Raw genomic sequence first — 15,851 nt, 5'->3', positions numbered from 1 at the left:
CCGGGCCATCCTCCAGGTAGTTCGGGAATGCCGCGAAGGTGGGCGCACATGAATGTCTGCGATGACGTGGACTGGAATCCGGTCGAGGTCGGCCAGACCCATTCTCAGCTGGCGGCCGTGATCGCGGGTTTCCTCTTCGCCGGCGTCGTTTTCCTCCTCGGAAGGCGTCGCCCACCGCAGAACGACTCATACCCGTACGTGCTGATGTTGCCGTCCTTTTTCGTGCTGCTCCTCGACAGCTTCTTCTTCTCGGTCATCTCGGGTGAACAGAGCTGCAATCGCGCCTGGACCGAAACGATGATCGCCGCCGGACTACTCGGCACCGGAAGCCTGGGCGTCTTCGGCGGCCTGTGCTGGTTGATCTACAACTCCAGGCGGGGAGAGCGCGAGCCGCTGAGGATCATGCTCGTGACGTGCCACATCATCGCCGTCGTGGTCTTGACGCACCTACAGGTGACGACAAGCTACTACTTGGACGACATCTTCCGGCCGGGCGACCCGCCGTTCTGGCTCAGCGCTACCACCTGGGTTGTCACCGGCGCCATCGCCTGCCTTCTGGTCTGCGCGTCTCTTGCCCGGCGGCTGCCGCGGAGAAAGTCTCCCCTGGTGCACGCGGCGGCCTATTGCTCCCTGTTCTACGGGGTCATCTGCTCGGTCGCCTTCGCGTTATTGGGCGGCCGGCCCAAATCATCGTGGGAACCCACTCCTGGGTGGATTGCCATGACCGCCGTACTCCTTGCCCTCACGACAGCCGGCATAGCCGTCGCTTCGCAGGTCGCCGCCTTGCCGACGCGAAAGGAAGCGCAGACCGCGACGCCCCCTTCAGCTCCGGGCGCGCCAATCACCGATCGGCGCGACGGCGTGGCCACCGGCACCGGTGCACCACCAGACGGCTGACTCGTGGTGGTCTTCGGCGTGGACGCCCAGGTGGTGCTCGGGGCATACCGGCCAGGCGGCCCAGATGGTGTGCATGATCGCGTCCTGGGTGTCCTCGGCCACCGCTACCAGCGCGGAGACCGGGTCGGCGCCCGAGCGGGGGAAGACGCCCTGCGCCGTGCCGGTGTGGCCGTCCCAGGAGGCGGCGTAGGCGTTCCCGGTGAGGTCGGGCTGGTCGGGGTGGACCTTGAGCCGGCAGGGGTGGGGCAGACCGGTCGCGGTCACGTCCTGGTTCACCAGGCGCATGGCGTCCTGGAGGCCGGCCAGCCATGCCGGCTCCTCCGCGAAGCCCGGCTCGTAATCGACGGCATCGAGCACCGCGAGGGCGAGCTCGGCCATCCGGGGGCGGCTCGCCTCGGCGCAGTCGATGCTCAGCGACGCCAACTCGGTCGCGGCGGCGTCCCCCGGTGTCGACTCCAGCGCCGCGGCGGCCAGATCGAAGGCGTCCGTGCAGTCCACCGAGCCGGCGCGGGCCGCCACGTACACGGTTCGGCAGAGCCGGCGGAAAGCCGCGTAGTCATCCATGACTCCATGATCACGGATGGGCTTCCCCAGCGCCGTGGCATATTGGCGCGGTGAGGGACTGGTCTTATTACGGCGCGGCTCACCGCTATGACATCCACGGCGACCCCGACGCCGAACGGCGCTGCACGGAGACGACGCGCGCGCTGCGGTCGGCCGGCGACGAGGACGAGTTACGGCGCCGGGCCGGCGCCGGTGACAGGTGCGCCCTCATCACCCTGCTCGAGATCCTGGTCGACGCCGACCGCCTCGACGAGCTGCGCGTCATGCAGGAGGCGGGAGACGACCGCGCCGGTACGACACTCCTGGAAGCACTGATCAGGCAGGAACGCGAGGATGAGCTTCGCGCCGAGGTCGCCGACGGCCACGACGTCATGTGGCTGGTGGACTACCTCAGCGAGCGCGACCGGCCGGACGACGCCCTCGAAGCCTTACGGCACTGGGCCGACGCGAATCCCGACCTGGACCGCCTGGCCCACGCCCGACGCCTCGACGTGCTGCTCGCCCACGGCCGCGTAGCCGAGGTCCGCCGACTCGCCGAGTCGGGCGACCACACAGCCATCCGCCGCATGCGCAAGCTGCCGGGCCGGCCACCTGAGACGTGACCTCAGTCAGATGAATCGGCTGTTCGAGCCGGGAATGTCGCCTGTGTGATGGTCGCCTGGCGGAGCGGGTCGGGGATGTCCATACGCGTCATCCTTCAGCACGGCCGAGCCGGAGCGCTCCCCGCAGACATCGGCTTCCGGCCTCAGCAGGACGCGCCTTCCGGTGGTGGCGCACTCGCGACCGCCGTGCCGGATCGCGGACGGCGGTACTCCGACTACCGCGAATGCGGTATCGGTGTTGCGGGGCGGCCTACCGCGCCGCGGTGGAGATCAAGTCGAGGAGGGCGTCGTGGTGGCGGCCCGTGCTGAGCAGAGCGGTTCCGTCGCCGGCGAGCAATGGACGGCCCCGCAGGTCGGTGGCGCGGCCGCCGGCCTCCTCGAGGATGACGGGAAGGGGCGCCAGGTCCTCGTAGCCCATCTCCGGGCCGGCGATCACCATGGCGTCGACCAGACCGGTGAGCAGGCCGCTGATGCTGCCCAGATGTCCGGTGATCCGCGTCGCGCGGTGCAGGGTGAGCAGCAGCTCGGCCGGCCAGCCGGCCGGGTTCACCAGTTCCACCCGGGCCGTCGACAAGTCGGGGGTGTCGCGCAGCAGCGGCGCCGCGTCCCGGCCGTCGGTGCGGATGCGGCAGCCTCGGCCGCGGCCGGCGTAGATGAGCTGCCGGGCCACCGGCTGGTTGACCACGGCCAAGGCCGGGCCGTGCTCGTCCTCCAAGGCCAGGTTGGTGCCGAAGACGGGGATCCGGTACGCGAAGTAGCGTGTGCCGTCGATGGGATCGATGACCCACCGGCGGCCCGAGGTGCCCGATGTGGAGCCGTGCTCCTCGCCGTAGACGCCGTCCGCCGGGAACCGATCGGCCAGTTCGCCCCGGATGAACTCCTCCACGGCGAGGTCGGCTTCGGTCACCTCGGTCCCGTCGGCCTTGATCGCGGTCGAGAAGTCGGCCGCGAAGAACCGCTCGGCGGCCAGTCGGCCCGCGCGTGTGGACAGTCCGACGGCGTACTCCAGCAATGGGGTGTTGATCGAAGGTGCCGGCATCCCTGGAGAGTATGAGAAGAGGTCGAAGTCGCTCCCCCGCTGACCGGGGCGCAGCATGACCGGATGGCCGTGCGCGCTTGGACGGCCCTGTTTCCGCGGCTACAGCCCGACCTTTTTGACGCCGTAGGTGGCCTGTTTGGTGGTGAATCCTTCGAATTTCAGCTGCTTGATCAGCCCGGTACGGGAGAACGAGGAATGCGACAGGTAATCGGCGGCTTTCTTGGCGGCCTGTTCGTTCCAGTTGGCCTTCTGCGCGTCCACGCCGAAGGTGGCGTCCTTGGTGGAGAACCCTTCGAACTTGAGCTGCTTGATCAGCGCGGACCGGGAGAAGGCGGTGTACGAGAGATAGTCGGCCGCTTTCTCGACGGCGTTCTCCTGGGAGGCGGTCAGCTCTTTGGTGGGCTCCGCGGTCGGCTCGGCGACGGCCTCGACGGTGGCTTCGTTGCTGACCTCCACAGCGGGCTCGGTGGTCGGCGGGGCCGAAGATCCGAGGCTGCCCTTGTACGCACCGCACAGAGCCGTATCCCACAACGCCGGGTCGTAGGCACGGGCACCGGTGGTCATGTCGATGCACACCTGGAGCTGGTCGATCGCTTCGCGATTGCCAGCGGCGGTCGGATCCGTCGCCGTGGTGGTTACCGCAACGGGCGCGACGGCGGGCGTCTCGTCGCCTCCGCCGGCCGCGACCCCGATGATGACCAGGCCGGCCAGCACGCCACCGCCGATCAGGGTGGCCTTTCGGCCGCGGCTCATTCTCTTCTTCGGAACAAGGACGGAGGGCGTGGACATAAATGCATCTCCTTGCGCGGCTAAACGCTTTCGGGGCCGCCACCAGGCTAAATGCCGCCGACGCGGAATCAATCCGTCAGACGTGCGGGGACATAGGCTTCGCGACCCACTCGGCGATGACGTTGATGTCGCCTGACCGGCCGATGGGATGACCCGATCGGTCTTAAGTGGCCATTGCCAGGTGGTGCGATACGGGCGATGGCCCGGTGAGTGATCGGTCAATGGGCGGTGGGGCGGTAGACGAGCTCCAGGGTTCGGCCGTCGAGGGTGCGGCTCTCGAGCAGGTCGAGGTCGAAGTCGCCCGCGCCGGCGAGGATCGGGCTGGTTCCGGTGCGGCCGGAGATGACCGGGAAGACGGTCAGGTGGAGGCGGTCGACGAGGCCGGCGGCCATCAGGGCCCGGTTCAGCGACAGGCTGGCCTGGGACCGCAGCGGCACGTCCGACTCCTCCTTGAGGCGGGCCACGATGTCGACGGCGTCGCCCTTCGCGATGGTCGCGTCGGGCCAGCCGAGCGTGTCCGTCAACGTCGAGGAGATGACCGTCGCCGGTGACCGCATGGTTCGGATGTTCCACTCGTCCACGGCGTTCGGGTCGATGCCCGAGGACATGATCTGGGCCATCTCGCGGAACGTGGTCGCCCCGTAGACCATGCGCTGCCCGGTGTCGAAGATGGCGGCACGGCTCGCGAGCAGCTCGGGGCCCTGCTTGCTCCAGTAGCCGCCCCAGTCGGCCCCTTCGGCGTACGAGCCGTAGCCGTCGAGGGTGGAGAAGACGTCCCAGGTGTAGATGGCGGTCATGTCAGTTCCTTTCGCCTGTGATGAGCACTCTCACCACCTCCACGAACGGCGGCCGGCGTTTCCTACATCCTTGGCCGGTGCGGCTCGTTTCTGTCAGCCGTCCGCCGACGACAAGCGGTGGGCCAGCCAGCACACCGCCTGGGGGTAGCGGTGGTCGATGCCGCCGTGGCCGGCCGGGAACAGCTCGAAGTGGATGCGGTCGGGCGGTACGCCGATGCGGTCGAGGCCGGCCCGGAACGCCTCGGCGCCCAGGTCGAGGAACCATTCGTCGCGGGTTCCGGCGTCGATCCAGATGGCCCGCTGGGAGCGCAGGGCGTCCGCGTACCGGTCGATCATGCGGATCGGGTCCCAGGCCAGCCATTTCTCCCACAGCGCGGGGATCAGCTGGCCCGTGCGGGGGTCGAACGGCAGCTGCGGCGTGCCGTCCTCGGCCGGGGAGAACGCGGCGGCGCAGCCCAGCACGAGCACCAGCAGCGAGTCGTGGTCGGCCGTGAACGCCGTACGGCCGCGGAAGTCTGACCACCACGCCTGGATGTCGTGGTCATACTCGCGCAGCGCGCGGGTCGCCTTGGCGAACTCGTTCAGGTAGCAGTACTCGTACAGGGCGTCGCCCGCGTGGGTGGCCAGCGCGCCGAACAGGTCGGGGCGCAACATCGGGGTGATCATCGCGCCGAAGCCGCCCGACGACTTGCCGCTGATCGCGCGGGACTCGGGGGCCGGGATCGTCCGATAGCGGGCGTCGACCCAGGGAACGACCTCATCGCAGAGGTACGAGTGGTACGGGCCGGTGCCCGCCGAGTCGACGAACTGCGATCCGCCGTACGCCGTCCAGGCGTCCACGTACACGAGAACGCACCCGGGGGCCTCGCCCCGCGCGAACACCTGGTCGGCGGTCTCGATGAACGGCTGCCGGAACGGCGTACGGTTCGCCCACATGGCGACGTGCCCGGTGTAGCCCTGGATCACGTAGATCGCCGGGTAGCGCGACGTCCCCGACTCGTAACCGGGCGGTGTGTAGACCCACAGCGGCCGCTCGTGCGGATCGCCCAGCGGGTTCCCGCGCAGCAGCGCCGAGTCGATCGTCTCCCGATGCAACCGGCCGGACAGCTCGTGACTCCAAGGCAACATCACCCGAGTCAATCACGTACGGCGGTTCACGCCACCCCGGTTCACGCCACCCCGGCCATGGTCAGCAGGTCGGTCATCGTGAACGATCCGGCGTCGCGGGGGTCGCGGGTCGGCAGGTCCGGCGTCCAGCCTCCGGTCACGTTCCGGTACGAGTGCGGGTCCGCCGCGAGCAGCCCGAAGAACACCTCGGCCACGATCCGGCTGCCGACCTGGCCGAGCCGCTGCCCGTGGTGCTGGATCAGCGCCTCCTTGAGCACGTAGTACCAGAGCGGCGTGCTGTCGCGGAAACCGAGCGGGTGCAGCTCGGCCGTCTCGGCCGCGGTGAGCGGCGTGTAGTGGAACCGGGCGGCGATGGCCTGGCCGGAGGCGATGCCGTGCTGGAGGTGCCGTTCCAGGTTGCGCCCGGCCAGCGACTTGAGGTCGTCGTCCGGTTCGACCAGCCCGGGACCGACCGGCAGGTCGAACAGGGGCGAGGAGAGGTACGGGTCGATCCGCTTGTTCCGCTTGACCTTGTCGACGACCTCGCCGGTGTCCTGCTTGATCTCCTTGGTGCCGAAGTCGAAGAAGTTGTCCCACTCGACGAACCGGCGCGGCGCCCGGCGCCCGCCCCGCAGGTCGTTCGGGTCTCCTTCGCGCGGATCGACCCGGCGGTCGAAGATCGGCGCCCCGAACCCGGCGTTGAGCTGGTAGCCGGGCCGGACCTGGCTGTGCCCGAACCGGTAGGCGGCGACCTGGAACTCGCGCGGGATCTTCTCGGTCATCTCGTCCCGGTAGACCTTCGGCCCGTTGCTCTCGACGGCGGCGAAGACGACCGGGTCGAGGGTGGCGGCCAGGAACTGGTTGACCACGATCCACTGGTAGTGCCGCCGGACCGAGCACTGGGCCCACTCGAACAGCTTGCGCGGCCGCTCGGTGGGTTCGAGGAGGGCCAGGTCGTCCGCGCGGGTCTCGGCCAGGTGGTCGGTGACCTCGTTGTGGAAGCGCAGGAAGGCCAGGTGCAACTGCGAGATGATGACGTTCTCGTCGTTGCGGGGGTCGGCGATGATGGCTCGCTGCTGGCTGGTCCGGGGCAGGTCCCGCGGCGCGTCGAAGTCGATGAGAAACTTGATCGGCGCCGCGTGGTCCAGCTCGGACGCCCGGTCGTACAGATGCCGGTCCTCATCCGGCCCCCGCCCGTACACGCTGTCCAGATCGAAGAAGCGGCTGCGCAGGTTGGGGCTCTTGGTCTGCCCGCACCGGATCGGCATCGGGTCGAAGGTCAGGTCATGGTCGATGAACTGCCCGAGGAACGTGAACCCCACGGTCATGTCCGGGTTCGGGTTGTCGGGATTGCGGATGGGGTTGGCCGCGATCGGATCGGTGACGGTGATCCGCGGATCTTTCGCGTCCATCAGCCCGTCCCGCGCTCCCAGCAGCCGAACGTTGTGAATGACCGCGTCGGTGCACGGCGCGAAGGGTTCCAGCTCAGGAAACATCGTGGTGAAGTCGTCCGGCTCCGCCGCCCCGGTTTCCCGAAAGAGAGAGTCCTGCAGCATGTACGCGTCCTGGGCCGACGGCCGTTCGATCAGATCCATGGGAACCCCTCCGAGAGGTCGAATCGGGCGAATGCCATAAATCGCGCCCGGTTGGGGTCAGCGTAGGTCCGGCCGCCGGTCGCCGGAGTGCCGATCCCCGCCGAGTCGGAAAGGCGACTCACCAGCGTGCCCGTTCGGCGGCGCCGGCCCTCGACCTCCACGCCGAGGGCGTCGGCGGCATCATGACGACGTGACCGGACAGGATCTCCAGTTCTCTGGCGGGCCTGATGCCCTGACGTGGCTTCAAGGCTGGTACGCCACCCAATGCGATGGAGATTGGGAACACGAGTACGGATTGTCGATCGAGACGCTCGACAATCCCGGTTGGTTCCTCCAGGTCGATCTACAGGACACGGCGATGGACGGCCGGGCGTTCCCCCGGTACGAGGTCCGCCGCAGCGAGCATGACTGGCTGATCGCCCGCGTGGTCGACATGCGTTTCGAGGTCGCCTGCGGACCGCTCAATCTCAGTGAAGCCATCCACCAGTTCCGGGCCTGGGTGGCTGAGCAAGCGCGCCCGCTACCGGACTAGGCCCGGCCGCCGGTCGACTCGTCAGTGGTAGACGACGTCGGTCAGGGACGGGTCGCCGTAGGCGGAGGCGTTCGTCAGATGACCGTCGTAGGGGCCGGCCTTCGTCACTGTCCGGCCGTCGCGGAACACCAACTGCAAACCGTGCTCGGGCTCCCAGGCGCACTCGCACTCGAGTGACACGTACACGTGCCGGTCGGTGTAGGTGTCGCGGGAGACCGTGGGCTCGCGGCCGAGCGTGATGTGGTCGAGGACGTCGGCCGGGCCGTCGATGTGTACGTCGACGGCGTCGGTGGTCTCGGCGACGTCCCGGTAGTAGGCGAAGATCGCTGGAGCGGCCGCCTCGAGCACCGAGCGGTCCAGCGTCAGGAACGCGCGTATCGCCTCGTGAAAGTCCTCCGGCGCCTCGTCGTCGCCGTAACCGTCCAGGATGATGGGCACCGGTGGCCCGCCGAGCAGGGGAATCTCGACGGGACCGGTCGTGTGCCATTCCTCGTTCGGGTCCTCGGTGATGTCCAGCATCGCCCGATAGTAGGACGTCAGCCGTAGGTGGCCTCGAACGAAGCTGTCACCTGTCCCCCGCCGACCGTGCCGGTGGCCTTCACCGTGGCCGTGCCGGGCGGGACTGTGGCGGAGCGGGTGTTGAAGGACTGGTAGGCGGACTGGCCGGGGGCTACGGCGGAGACCGTCTTCGAGCCGTACGGGGTGGTCAGCTCCAGAGTCAACGGGACGCTGTCGGTGTTGCGGGCCGTCACCTGCACGTAGACGGCCGTGCCGATCTGCTGGGTGCGGGCCCGGACGTCGACGCTGAGGGCCGTGGCCGGTGAGAGCTCGCGGTCGGCGGCCGCCGCGCGGGCCACCACCGTGTCCCGCTCGGCCGGCGTGAAGACGCCGGCGGCCGCGAAGGCGTCGGCGGTCTGGGTGACGGTGGCTACGAACTGGGTGTGGGTGGTGAACGGGGCCCGGTCCCAGACCAGGTCCAGGAACGTCGGGCCGTCGGTGCCGGGTGAGGTGACGCCGGTGACCGGGACGTCGTAGTTCGGCAGGCCGTCGTCGCGTTTGCGGTTGGGGACGCCGGTGTCGATGGAACCGAAGACGATCGACGGCTCGACGCGGCGGAAGTACGACGAGGCCGCCTGGCTGTCGCTGATGTAGTACGGGCGCAGGGAGTAGCCACCCGCGGTGAACGTCGGGTCGCCGGCCGCCGTCACGGCGCCGGCGGTGATCGCGGCGCGGCCGTAGTCGCCGTCGCGCTTGAGGTGGCGGTAGAGGGTGAGCTCGCGCCATTGCGTACCGCTGCCCATGATCTGCAGCAGGATCGGGCCCCAGAAGATCGCCTGGGTGTCGGGGCGGTCGAGGGCGCGCTCGACGCGGATGCTGAACGGCATCGTGATGTCGACGATGTCGCCGGGCTTCCAGGTTCGGCTTATCGAAACGTACGAACCCGGCGTGGCCTGAAGGTTTTGAAGAACGCCGTTGACCGCGACCGTGAAGCCGCGCTCGGCCCACGCCGGAACGCGCAGTTTGAGGGTCAGCGGGCCGGTTCCGTCGATGGTGAGCCGCGTCCGATCCGTACGAGGGAACGAAGTCTCCTGTTTGACTTTGAAATCCCACGTCAAGGTGGAGGGCACGTAGAGGTTGACCCAGAGCGTGCCGCCGTCGGCCGATCTGAAGTAGACGGTCTCCTGATATTTCGTGTGGTTCTCCAGGCCCGTTCCGCCGCAGCAGGTGCCCGTGTTGCCGTAGCTGCGGACCGTGCCCGAGCCGAGCGGCTGGAAATAGGTGACTTGCGGATCGCCGGTCGACGTGGTGTCCGCGCGGGACCCGAGAATCATGTTGTAGAGGCCGCGCTCGTAGTAATCCAGGTAGGCCGGGTCATGCTCGTGCAGGAACAGATTACGGGCCAACTTCATCAGGTTGTACGTCGTGCAGGTCTCGGCGCCGCTGGTGGGCACCGAGTTGGCGATGTTCCCGCGGTTCTGGAACAGCTCGAGGTTGTTGTTGGAACCCGGGTAATTGCCGCCGGCGCCGCCGTTGGCGAACGTGCGGTGCGGCACCACCATGCCGTAGAAGTTCTTGGCCGCGGTGAAGTAGTCCCGGCCGCCGCCCTGCTCGAAAACGCGCAGATAGCCGATGAACTGCGGCACGTGGGTGTTGGCGTGCAACCGCTCCGGGCGACGGCGGCCGGGCCGGTTCTGCGGGGTGACCACGAGAATGTCGCGGTTCTCGACAGCGGCGCCGAACAACGATTCCCGGTTGTCGAACGCCTTGGCCGTCTCGAGGTGCTTGGCGTCGCCGGTGATGGCCGCGATCTCCGGGAACACCTCGTTGGCCCCGCCGAATTCACCGCCGATGTAGAGGTCCCACATGTAATTGAGGTCGTCGCGGGTCAGCGGGCCCTCGTAATCGGGGTGGTTCTTGTCGCCGACGGTCAGCGCCAGATGGGCCCAGTCGGCCATAGTCGTGACCACCGCGAGGGCCTGGGCGTTGCCGGTGTTGTAGTACGCGTCGAGCAGGCCCCGCATGATCTTGTGCTGGGTGTACCAGGGCGCCCACGTGTTGGTCTGCGCGTTGCCGCCGTAGACGGCCCAGCGCGGCGGGCCGAGGCGCAGCACCGCGTCCTCGGGGATGGCGCCTAGGTAGCCCGGATGGGTGGGCACCCAGTCGGCCGGCCCCTCGGCCGAGGCGGCCACCACGCCCGCGTCCCGGCCGTTGGGCGACGAGTCCTTCAGCGCCGTGCCGCCGGCCTCCTCGAAGCGGTACCAGGCGATGTTCCCGCCGCCCGTGGTCGCGGTCCGCAGGGCCGTCACCTCGGCCGGGCCGAGCGCCCGGTCGAAGATGTGGAACTCGTCGATGGTGGCGTCGAGGAACGGGTCGCCGTACTGCGACCGGCCGATCCACCGGTTGCCCGGGTTGCCGAGGTTCGACGGGTTCAGCGTCATGTTCGGGTTGGTGCCGGCCGGCTGCCCGTCGACGTAGAGGGTGCCGACTCGCCCGGCCAGCGTCACCGCGACGTGCACCCACTGGCCGACCGGCAGCGCGGAGGTGCCGTTGATCTGCTGCTCGCCGCCGGAGCCGCCGACGGTGATGGCGAAGCGCGGGACGTCGCCGGTGACGCCGGCCCGCGGCGTCAGGAACATGTTGATCGCGGTGGACTGGCCGAAGTCGAACAGGCGGGTCCAGCTCGCGGTGGAGCCGAGGTTGATCCAGGTGGCGATGGTGAAGTCGGTGAGCTGGTTGATCGCCTCCTGGGGAAGGGTGCAGTACTGCGCCGGGGTGCCACCGCCCAGCCGCAGCCCGGTGCCGATCCGGCCCGGGACCCGGCCGATGGAGGCCGCCGGCTCCGCCGGCCCGCCACCGCCGCCGGTGGTCATCCGGGCCGTGATGGCGGCCTGGCAGGCGGCCAGCTCGCCGACCATCCAGTCCAGCTTGGTCTTGTAGACGGCCTCGCCCTGATCGGCGTACGCCTGAGCCAGCGCCGTCATGTAGTGCCCGGCCCAGTGGCCGCTGAGCAGCCCGCCGTCCTCCCAGCCGCCGGGCACCGCCACGCCGGCCGGGTTGGGGCGCCCGGCCTGGTCGTTGAAGAGCACCACGAAGCGGCGCTCGTCGTAGGCCCGCAGCCACGCCTTGGTGCGGTCACGCTTCTCCTGGAGCAGCCCGTCGCCCAGGCGCACGTCGCCGAGCGGGAACGGCCGTACGGGAGCGGTGGCGCCCGGCCCCTCGGCGGTCGCGGCCAAGGCGGGGGCGGTCGCGGCCAAGGCGGGGGCGGTCGCGGCCCAGGCGGGGGCGGGGAACTCGAGGCCGGCGAAAGCGGCGGTGCTCAGGGTGGAGACCTGCAGGAACTGACGACGGTTGAACGGTGCCATACAGCTGTCCTTCCGACCAAACGAAAACCTTTTCGGCGATCGTGTCAGCGCTATACCACCATGTCAACGGGGGCGTTTTCGCACGTCGACCGAAAACGTTTCGGCGCGGAACCGTGACGCAGGACATGAAGCATTACGTGATATCTCATGTAGCTTGCGGATCATGGTTGAACTGCGGGAACGGCCCCGAACCGGGTGGGCAGCGGTGGCGCCGGTGGCCGCCGCCTCCTTCACACTGGTGCTGTCCGAGTTCATCGCGGTGGCCGTGCTGCCGTCCCTCGCGGCCGATCTGCACGTGTCCGAGGGCGACGCCGGCCTCGCGGTGGTGCTGCCCGGCCTCGTCGCCGCGGTGGCCGCCCCGGCGGCGGTGCTGGCGGCCAACCGTACGGACCGAAGGCTTGTGCTTCTGGCCCTGACCGGCCTGCTGGCCGTCTCCAATCTGCTGGCCGGCCTCGCCCCCTCCTTCACGATGCTGCTGGTCGCGCGGGCCCTGCTCGGGGTGGCGGTGGGCGCCTTCTGGACCATCGGCGTGGCCGTGGCGCCCCGGCTCGTACCGGCCGGCCGGGGAACCGCGGCGACGGCTCTGGTCACCGCCGGCATCTCGGCCGCCACGGTGGTCAGCCTGCCCGCCGGTCACCTCGTGGCGCAGACCTGGGGCTGGCGGTGGGCGCTGCTCATCGTGGGCGCCTTGGCCGTGCTGATCACCATCTGGCAGGTGCTGGCACTACCCTCGATGCGCCCGGACCGAGCACTGGGCTGGAGCGCGCTGACGTCACTGTTCCGTTCCCGGCGCGACCGGACCGGCCTGCTCCTCGGTGCGCTCCTGTTCTTCGCGCACTTCGGGGCGTACACCTTCATCACGCCCTTCCTCACCGACCGGTCGGCCTTCTCCTCCGGCTCGGTGACCCTGCTGCTGCTCGGCTTCGGCGTCGCCGGGCTCGCCGGCAACTTCGGCGCCGGCGCCGCGGTGACCCGCAACCTGCCGCTGACCCTGGCCGCGGCCGCCGTGCTGCTCGGCGGCTCGGTCGCGCTGCTGACCGCCGTGACGTCGCTGCCGGCGCTGACCGTCGTGCTGGTGCTGGTCTGGGGCGCGAGCTGGGGCGCCGTCCCGCTCATCGTGCAGGCCTACATGATGGGCGGTACGGCGGCGGAGGGCGGCCTGGCCCTCTTCGTCTCCACGACCCAGCTGTTCCTGGCGGCGGGCTCCGCCCTCGGCGGCCAGGTCGTCGACCGGTGGGGCCTGAGCCCGGACTACCTGCTGTTCGCCATTCCCGCGGTCGCCGCCGCCGTGGTCGCCCGGCTCTTCCTTAAAACTACCTGAAATAGTACTAAACCAATTTTACTAAAATATCGGTCGATCTTTACGGTGACCGCATGAAAATGACCCGCCGCGCCTTCCTCGGCGCCGCCGTGGCCGGAACCGCCGCCGTGGCCACCGGCGTCACCCTCGACGCGTTCGCCGCCGACACGCCTGGTGATGTCGTCGGAAAGATCACCGTCGGGTACCAGGGCTGGTTCACCGGCAAAGGCGACGGCGCTCCCCTGGACGGCTGGTGGCATTACGGGCAGGCCTGGCAGAACCCGCCGTCGCCCACCAACCAGGCCCTCAAGTCCTGGCCGGACATCCGCGACTACGACAAGACATACCCGACCGGCTACCCCGCCCTGGGCGACGGCCGGCCGGCCACCGTCTTCTCCTCGTACGACCAGCAGACCGTCGACACCCACTTCCGGTGGATGCGCGAGAACGACCTCGACACCGCGGCGCTCCAGCGCTTCAACCCGTTCGGCGGCGAAGGCCCCGTCCGCGACGCCATCACGGCCAAGGTCCGCGACGCGGCCGAACGGCACGGCCGCAAGTTCTACATCATGTACGACGTCACCAACTGGAAGGACATGCAGCAGCAGATCAAGGACGACTGGACGGCCACGATGAAGGCCTACACGGCCTCCCCCGCGTACGCCAGACAGAACGGCAAGCCCGTCGTCTGCGTCTGGGGCTTCGGGTTCAACGACGACGCCCACCCGTGGAGCGCCGCGGTCTGCCTGGACGTCGTCAACTGGTTCAAGGCCCAGGGCGTCTACCTGATCGGCGGCACCCCCACCCACTGGCGCCTGAGCGACGGCAAGGACGACTCACGGCTCGGCTTCCAGGACGTCTACCACGCCTTCGACATGATCTCGCCGTGGATGGTGGGCCGCATCGGCGACGCGGCGGGCTCCGACTGGTTCTACACCAACGTCACCGTCCCCGACGTGAAGGACTGCGCCGACCACGGCATCGACTACCAGCCCTGCGTGCTCCCCGGCGACCTCCAGGAACGCCAGCGCGAACACGGCGACTTCATGTGGCGCCAGTTCTACAACGTCATCCGGGCCGGCGCCCCGGCCCTCTACATCTCCATGTTCGACGAGTACAACGAGGGCAACCAGATCGCCAAAACAGCCGAGACCAAGGCCGACGTCCCCACCGGCAGCAACTTCCTCCCTCTGGACGAGGACGGCACTCCCTGCTCAGCCGACTACTACCTGCGGCTCAGCGGCGACGGCGGCCGCATGCTCAAGGGCCGGATAGCGCTGACGGCGACCCGCCCCACCCAGCCCGTCCTGTCCACGGCGGCGGCGGTGGCGCTCCGCTCACATGCCAACGGCCGCTACCTGACGGGCTCGCCCTTGACGGCCTCAGCCCCCACCGCCGCCGAGCGCTTCCTCATCGAAGACGCGGGCAACGGCTCCGTAGCCCTCAAATCCACCACAACCGGCAAGTACGTCTGCGCCGAAAACGCCGGCGGCAGCCCTCTGACAGTCAACCGCGACACGGTAGGCGACTGGGAACGCTTCACCCATGTCGCCAACCCGGACGGCTCCGCCAGCTTCCGAAGCACCGCCAACGGCCACTATGTCTGCGCCGACAACGCCGGCGCCGGCCCTCTGATAGCCAACCGCACCGCCATCGGCCCGTGGGAAAGCTTCGACCTCATCTGACCCCGGGCCGGCCCAGCCGGTGACGGATCAGACCGGGGCGATCGCGAGGTCGATGACCTGGTCGTCCTCGATGCCGAACACGAACGAGAAAGACAGCGGCCCGCCGGGGAAGTCGCCGTCCCCGGCGGCCACCAGCCGGTCGCCCGCGAACGAGATCGGCGTGAGCACGATCCTGGGACTGATCAGATGTCCCTGGATCCACTCGCGGATCTCCGTCTCGCCGGCCCAGGTCTTCCCGTCGTCGCGCACGGTGGCCCGGTCGCCGAAGACCGCGGCCAATGCGTTCGTGTCGTGGGCGTTGGTGGCCGCGACGAAGTTCTCGACAGCGGTGGGCAGCGTGATGTGGTTTAGGCGCGCCGGCGATGCGCTGCGGTGGAGCTGCTGGAGAGCGGCGGCACGGTGTCCACGAGGGCGGTGTGCGAACGCGCCGGGGTGCAGGCCCCGACGCTGTACCACCACTTCGGCAGCAAGCAGGGCCTGATCGACGCCGTGGCCAATCACGGCTTCACCCAGTACACGGCGGTCGAGGACTCCGGCGACCCCCTGCACGACCTGCGCGAGGGCTGGGACAGGCACGTACGGTTCGGGCTCGAGCACCCCTCGTTCTACGGGCTGCTCTACGGCCGCGCCGAGCCGGGAAAGCCCTGCGCCGTCACCGCTCCCGCACACGCCGCGCTGCGCGACCGGTTCATCGCCGCCGCCACCCAGGGCATGCTCAAGGTGCCGGCCGCCGACGCCGCCGAACAGCTGTTCGCCGCCAACATCGGCGTCACCCTAACCTTGATCAGCCAGCCCGAGCCCGACTTCATGCTTTCCGAACGCGTCCGCGAAGCTGCCCTGGCCGGAGTCCTCCACACTCCCACCACCGACACCCCCACCACCCGCGCAAGCGCCGCAATGACCTTGCGCGCCCTGGTAGGCAACGACCCAGCCGACCTCACCCCAGGCGAACGAGCCCTACTGGACGAACTACTGGACCGCCTAGCTGTGCTGTCCAGGGAGGTTGGTCGAGGTGGTGTGACGAGTTGATCTGACTCTGGACGGGTGAAGGCCTCCGGTTGTGGAGTGGAGCTGTCTAGGA

The 15,851-nt window shown here is 69.1% G+C and carries 15 protein-coding genes; 6 read left to right on the top strand and 9 right to left on the bottom strand.

The window, feature by feature from the left end; translation table 11 throughout:
• The first annotated feature begins 48 nt into the window (after nucleotides 1-48).
• Nucleotides 49-897: a hypothetical protein gene (locus AB0C26_RS42390; protein WP_360259846.1), complete on the top strand. Its 849-nt coding sequence runs from the start codon at nucleotides 49-51 to the stop codon at nucleotides 895-897.
• Here the strand turns inward: AB0C26_RS42390 and AB0C26_RS42385 are convergent.
• The gene (locus AB0C26_RS42385) at nucleotides 823-1,461 is read right to left on the bottom strand and encodes a hypothetical protein (RefSeq protein WP_360259844.1); all 639 of its coding nucleotides are present in this window, start codon (nucleotides 1,459-1,461) and stop codon (nucleotides 823-825) included. The genes AB0C26_RS42390 and AB0C26_RS42385 overlap by 75 nt on opposite strands.
• 50 nt (nucleotides 1,462-1,511) lie before the next feature.
• On the opposite strand from AB0C26_RS42385, the gene AB0C26_RS42380 reads away from it, so the two are divergent.
• On the top strand, nucleotides 1,512-2,063 hold the full coding sequence (locus AB0C26_RS42380) for a hypothetical protein (RefSeq protein ID WP_360259842.1): 552 nt from the start codon (nucleotides 1,512-1,514) through the stop codon (nucleotides 2,061-2,063).
• Nucleotides 2,064-2,313: 250 nt separating this feature from the next.
• Here the strand turns inward: AB0C26_RS42380 and AB0C26_RS42375 are convergent, their stop codons facing one another.
• From AB0C26_RS42375 to AB0C26_RS42355, 5 genes are all read right to left on the bottom strand, one after another.
• Nucleotides 2,314-3,102 (bottom strand): inositol monophosphatase family protein, encoded by a 789-nt coding sequence (locus tag AB0C26_RS42375; RefSeq protein ID WP_360259840.1) that lies wholly within the window; start codon nucleotides 3,100-3,102, stop codon nucleotides 2,314-2,316.
• A 99-nt stretch (nucleotides 3,103-3,201) separates the two neighbouring features.
• A complete protein-coding gene (locus AB0C26_RS42370; RefSeq protein ID WP_360259838.1) occupies nucleotides 3,202-3,816 on the bottom strand; it encodes an Ltp family lipoprotein in 615 nt (204 codons plus the stop codon).
• Nucleotides 3,817-4,109: 293 nt separating this feature from the next.
• Nucleotides 4,110-4,688 (bottom strand): dihydrofolate reductase family protein, encoded by a 579-nt coding sequence (locus AB0C26_RS42365; RefSeq protein WP_360259836.1) that lies wholly within the window; start codon nucleotides 4,686-4,688, stop codon nucleotides 4,110-4,112.
• Between the two features lie 93 nt (nucleotides 4,689-4,781).
• Nucleotides 4,782-5,816: an alpha/beta hydrolase-fold protein gene (locus AB0C26_RS42360; RefSeq protein ID WP_360259834.1), complete on the bottom strand. Its 1,035-nt coding sequence runs from the start codon at nucleotides 5,814-5,816 to the stop codon at nucleotides 4,782-4,784.
• 41 nt (nucleotides 5,817-5,857) lie between these two features.
• Entirely contained in the window at nucleotides 5,858-7,390 is a 1,533-nt protein-coding gene (locus AB0C26_RS42355; RefSeq protein ID WP_360259832.1) for a heme peroxidase family protein, read from the bottom strand.
• A gap of 190 nt (nucleotides 7,391-7,580) precedes the next feature.
• Here AB0C26_RS42355 and AB0C26_RS42350 point away from each other — a divergent pair, with 190 nt between their 5' ends.
• Entirely contained in the window at nucleotides 7,581-7,922 is a 342-nt protein-coding gene (locus AB0C26_RS42350; protein ID WP_360259830.1) for an immunity 53 family protein, read from the top strand.
• A gap of 21 nt (nucleotides 7,923-7,943) precedes the next feature.
• On the opposite strand, the gene AB0C26_RS42345 is transcribed toward AB0C26_RS42350, so the two are convergent.
• Together AB0C26_RS42345 and AB0C26_RS42340 are read right to left on the bottom strand one after the other, a co-directional pair.
• Nucleotides 7,944-8,441, bottom strand: a complete 498-nt coding sequence (locus AB0C26_RS42345) for a DUF6985 domain-containing protein (protein WP_360259828.1) — start codon at nucleotides 8,439-8,441, stop codon at nucleotides 7,944-7,946.
• Between the two features lie 17 nt (nucleotides 8,442-8,458).
• Nucleotides 8,459-11,785: a beta-L-arabinofuranosidase domain-containing protein gene (locus AB0C26_RS42340; RefSeq protein WP_360259826.1), complete on the bottom strand. Its 3,327-nt coding sequence runs from the start codon at nucleotides 11,783-11,785 to the stop codon at nucleotides 8,459-8,461.
• Nucleotides 11,786-11,948: 163 nt separating this feature from the next.
• On the opposite strand from AB0C26_RS42340, the gene AB0C26_RS42335 reads away from it, so the two are divergent.
• On the top strand, nucleotides 11,949-13,106 hold the full coding sequence (locus AB0C26_RS42335) for an MFS transporter (protein ID WP_360259824.1): 1,158 nt from the start codon (nucleotides 11,949-11,951) through the stop codon (nucleotides 13,104-13,106).
• Nucleotides 13,107-13,159: 53 nt separating this feature from the next.
• Entirely contained in the window at nucleotides 13,160-14,770 is a 1,611-nt protein-coding gene (locus AB0C26_RS42330) for a lectin (protein ID WP_360259821.1), read from the top strand.
• Nucleotides 14,771-14,797: 27 nt separating this feature from the next.
• Here the strand turns inward: AB0C26_RS42330 and AB0C26_RS42325 are convergent, their stop codons facing one another.
• On the bottom strand, nucleotides 14,798-15,226 hold the full coding sequence (locus AB0C26_RS42325; RefSeq protein WP_360260052.1) for a nuclear transport factor 2 family protein: 429 nt from the start codon (nucleotides 15,224-15,226) through the stop codon (nucleotides 14,798-14,800).
• Here AB0C26_RS42325 and AB0C26_RS42320 point away from each other — a divergent pair.
• Nucleotides 15,143-15,799 (top strand): TetR/AcrR family transcriptional regulator, encoded by a 657-nt coding sequence (locus AB0C26_RS42320; protein ID WP_360259819.1) that lies wholly within the window; start codon nucleotides 15,143-15,145, stop codon nucleotides 15,797-15,799. The two genes, AB0C26_RS42325 and AB0C26_RS42320, sit on opposite strands and share 84 nt — an antisense overlap.
• The last annotated feature ends 52 nt before the right edge of the window (nucleotides 15,800-15,851 follow it).

The organism is Actinoplanes sp. NPDC048796 (assembly GCF_040650035.1).
Classification (GTDB): Bacteria; Actinomycetota; Actinomycetes; order Mycobacteriales; family Micromonosporaceae; genus Actinoplanes.
The sequence above is the reverse complement of the archived record's forward strand: the minus strand, read 5'-3'. Positions and strand labels throughout refer to the sequence as shown.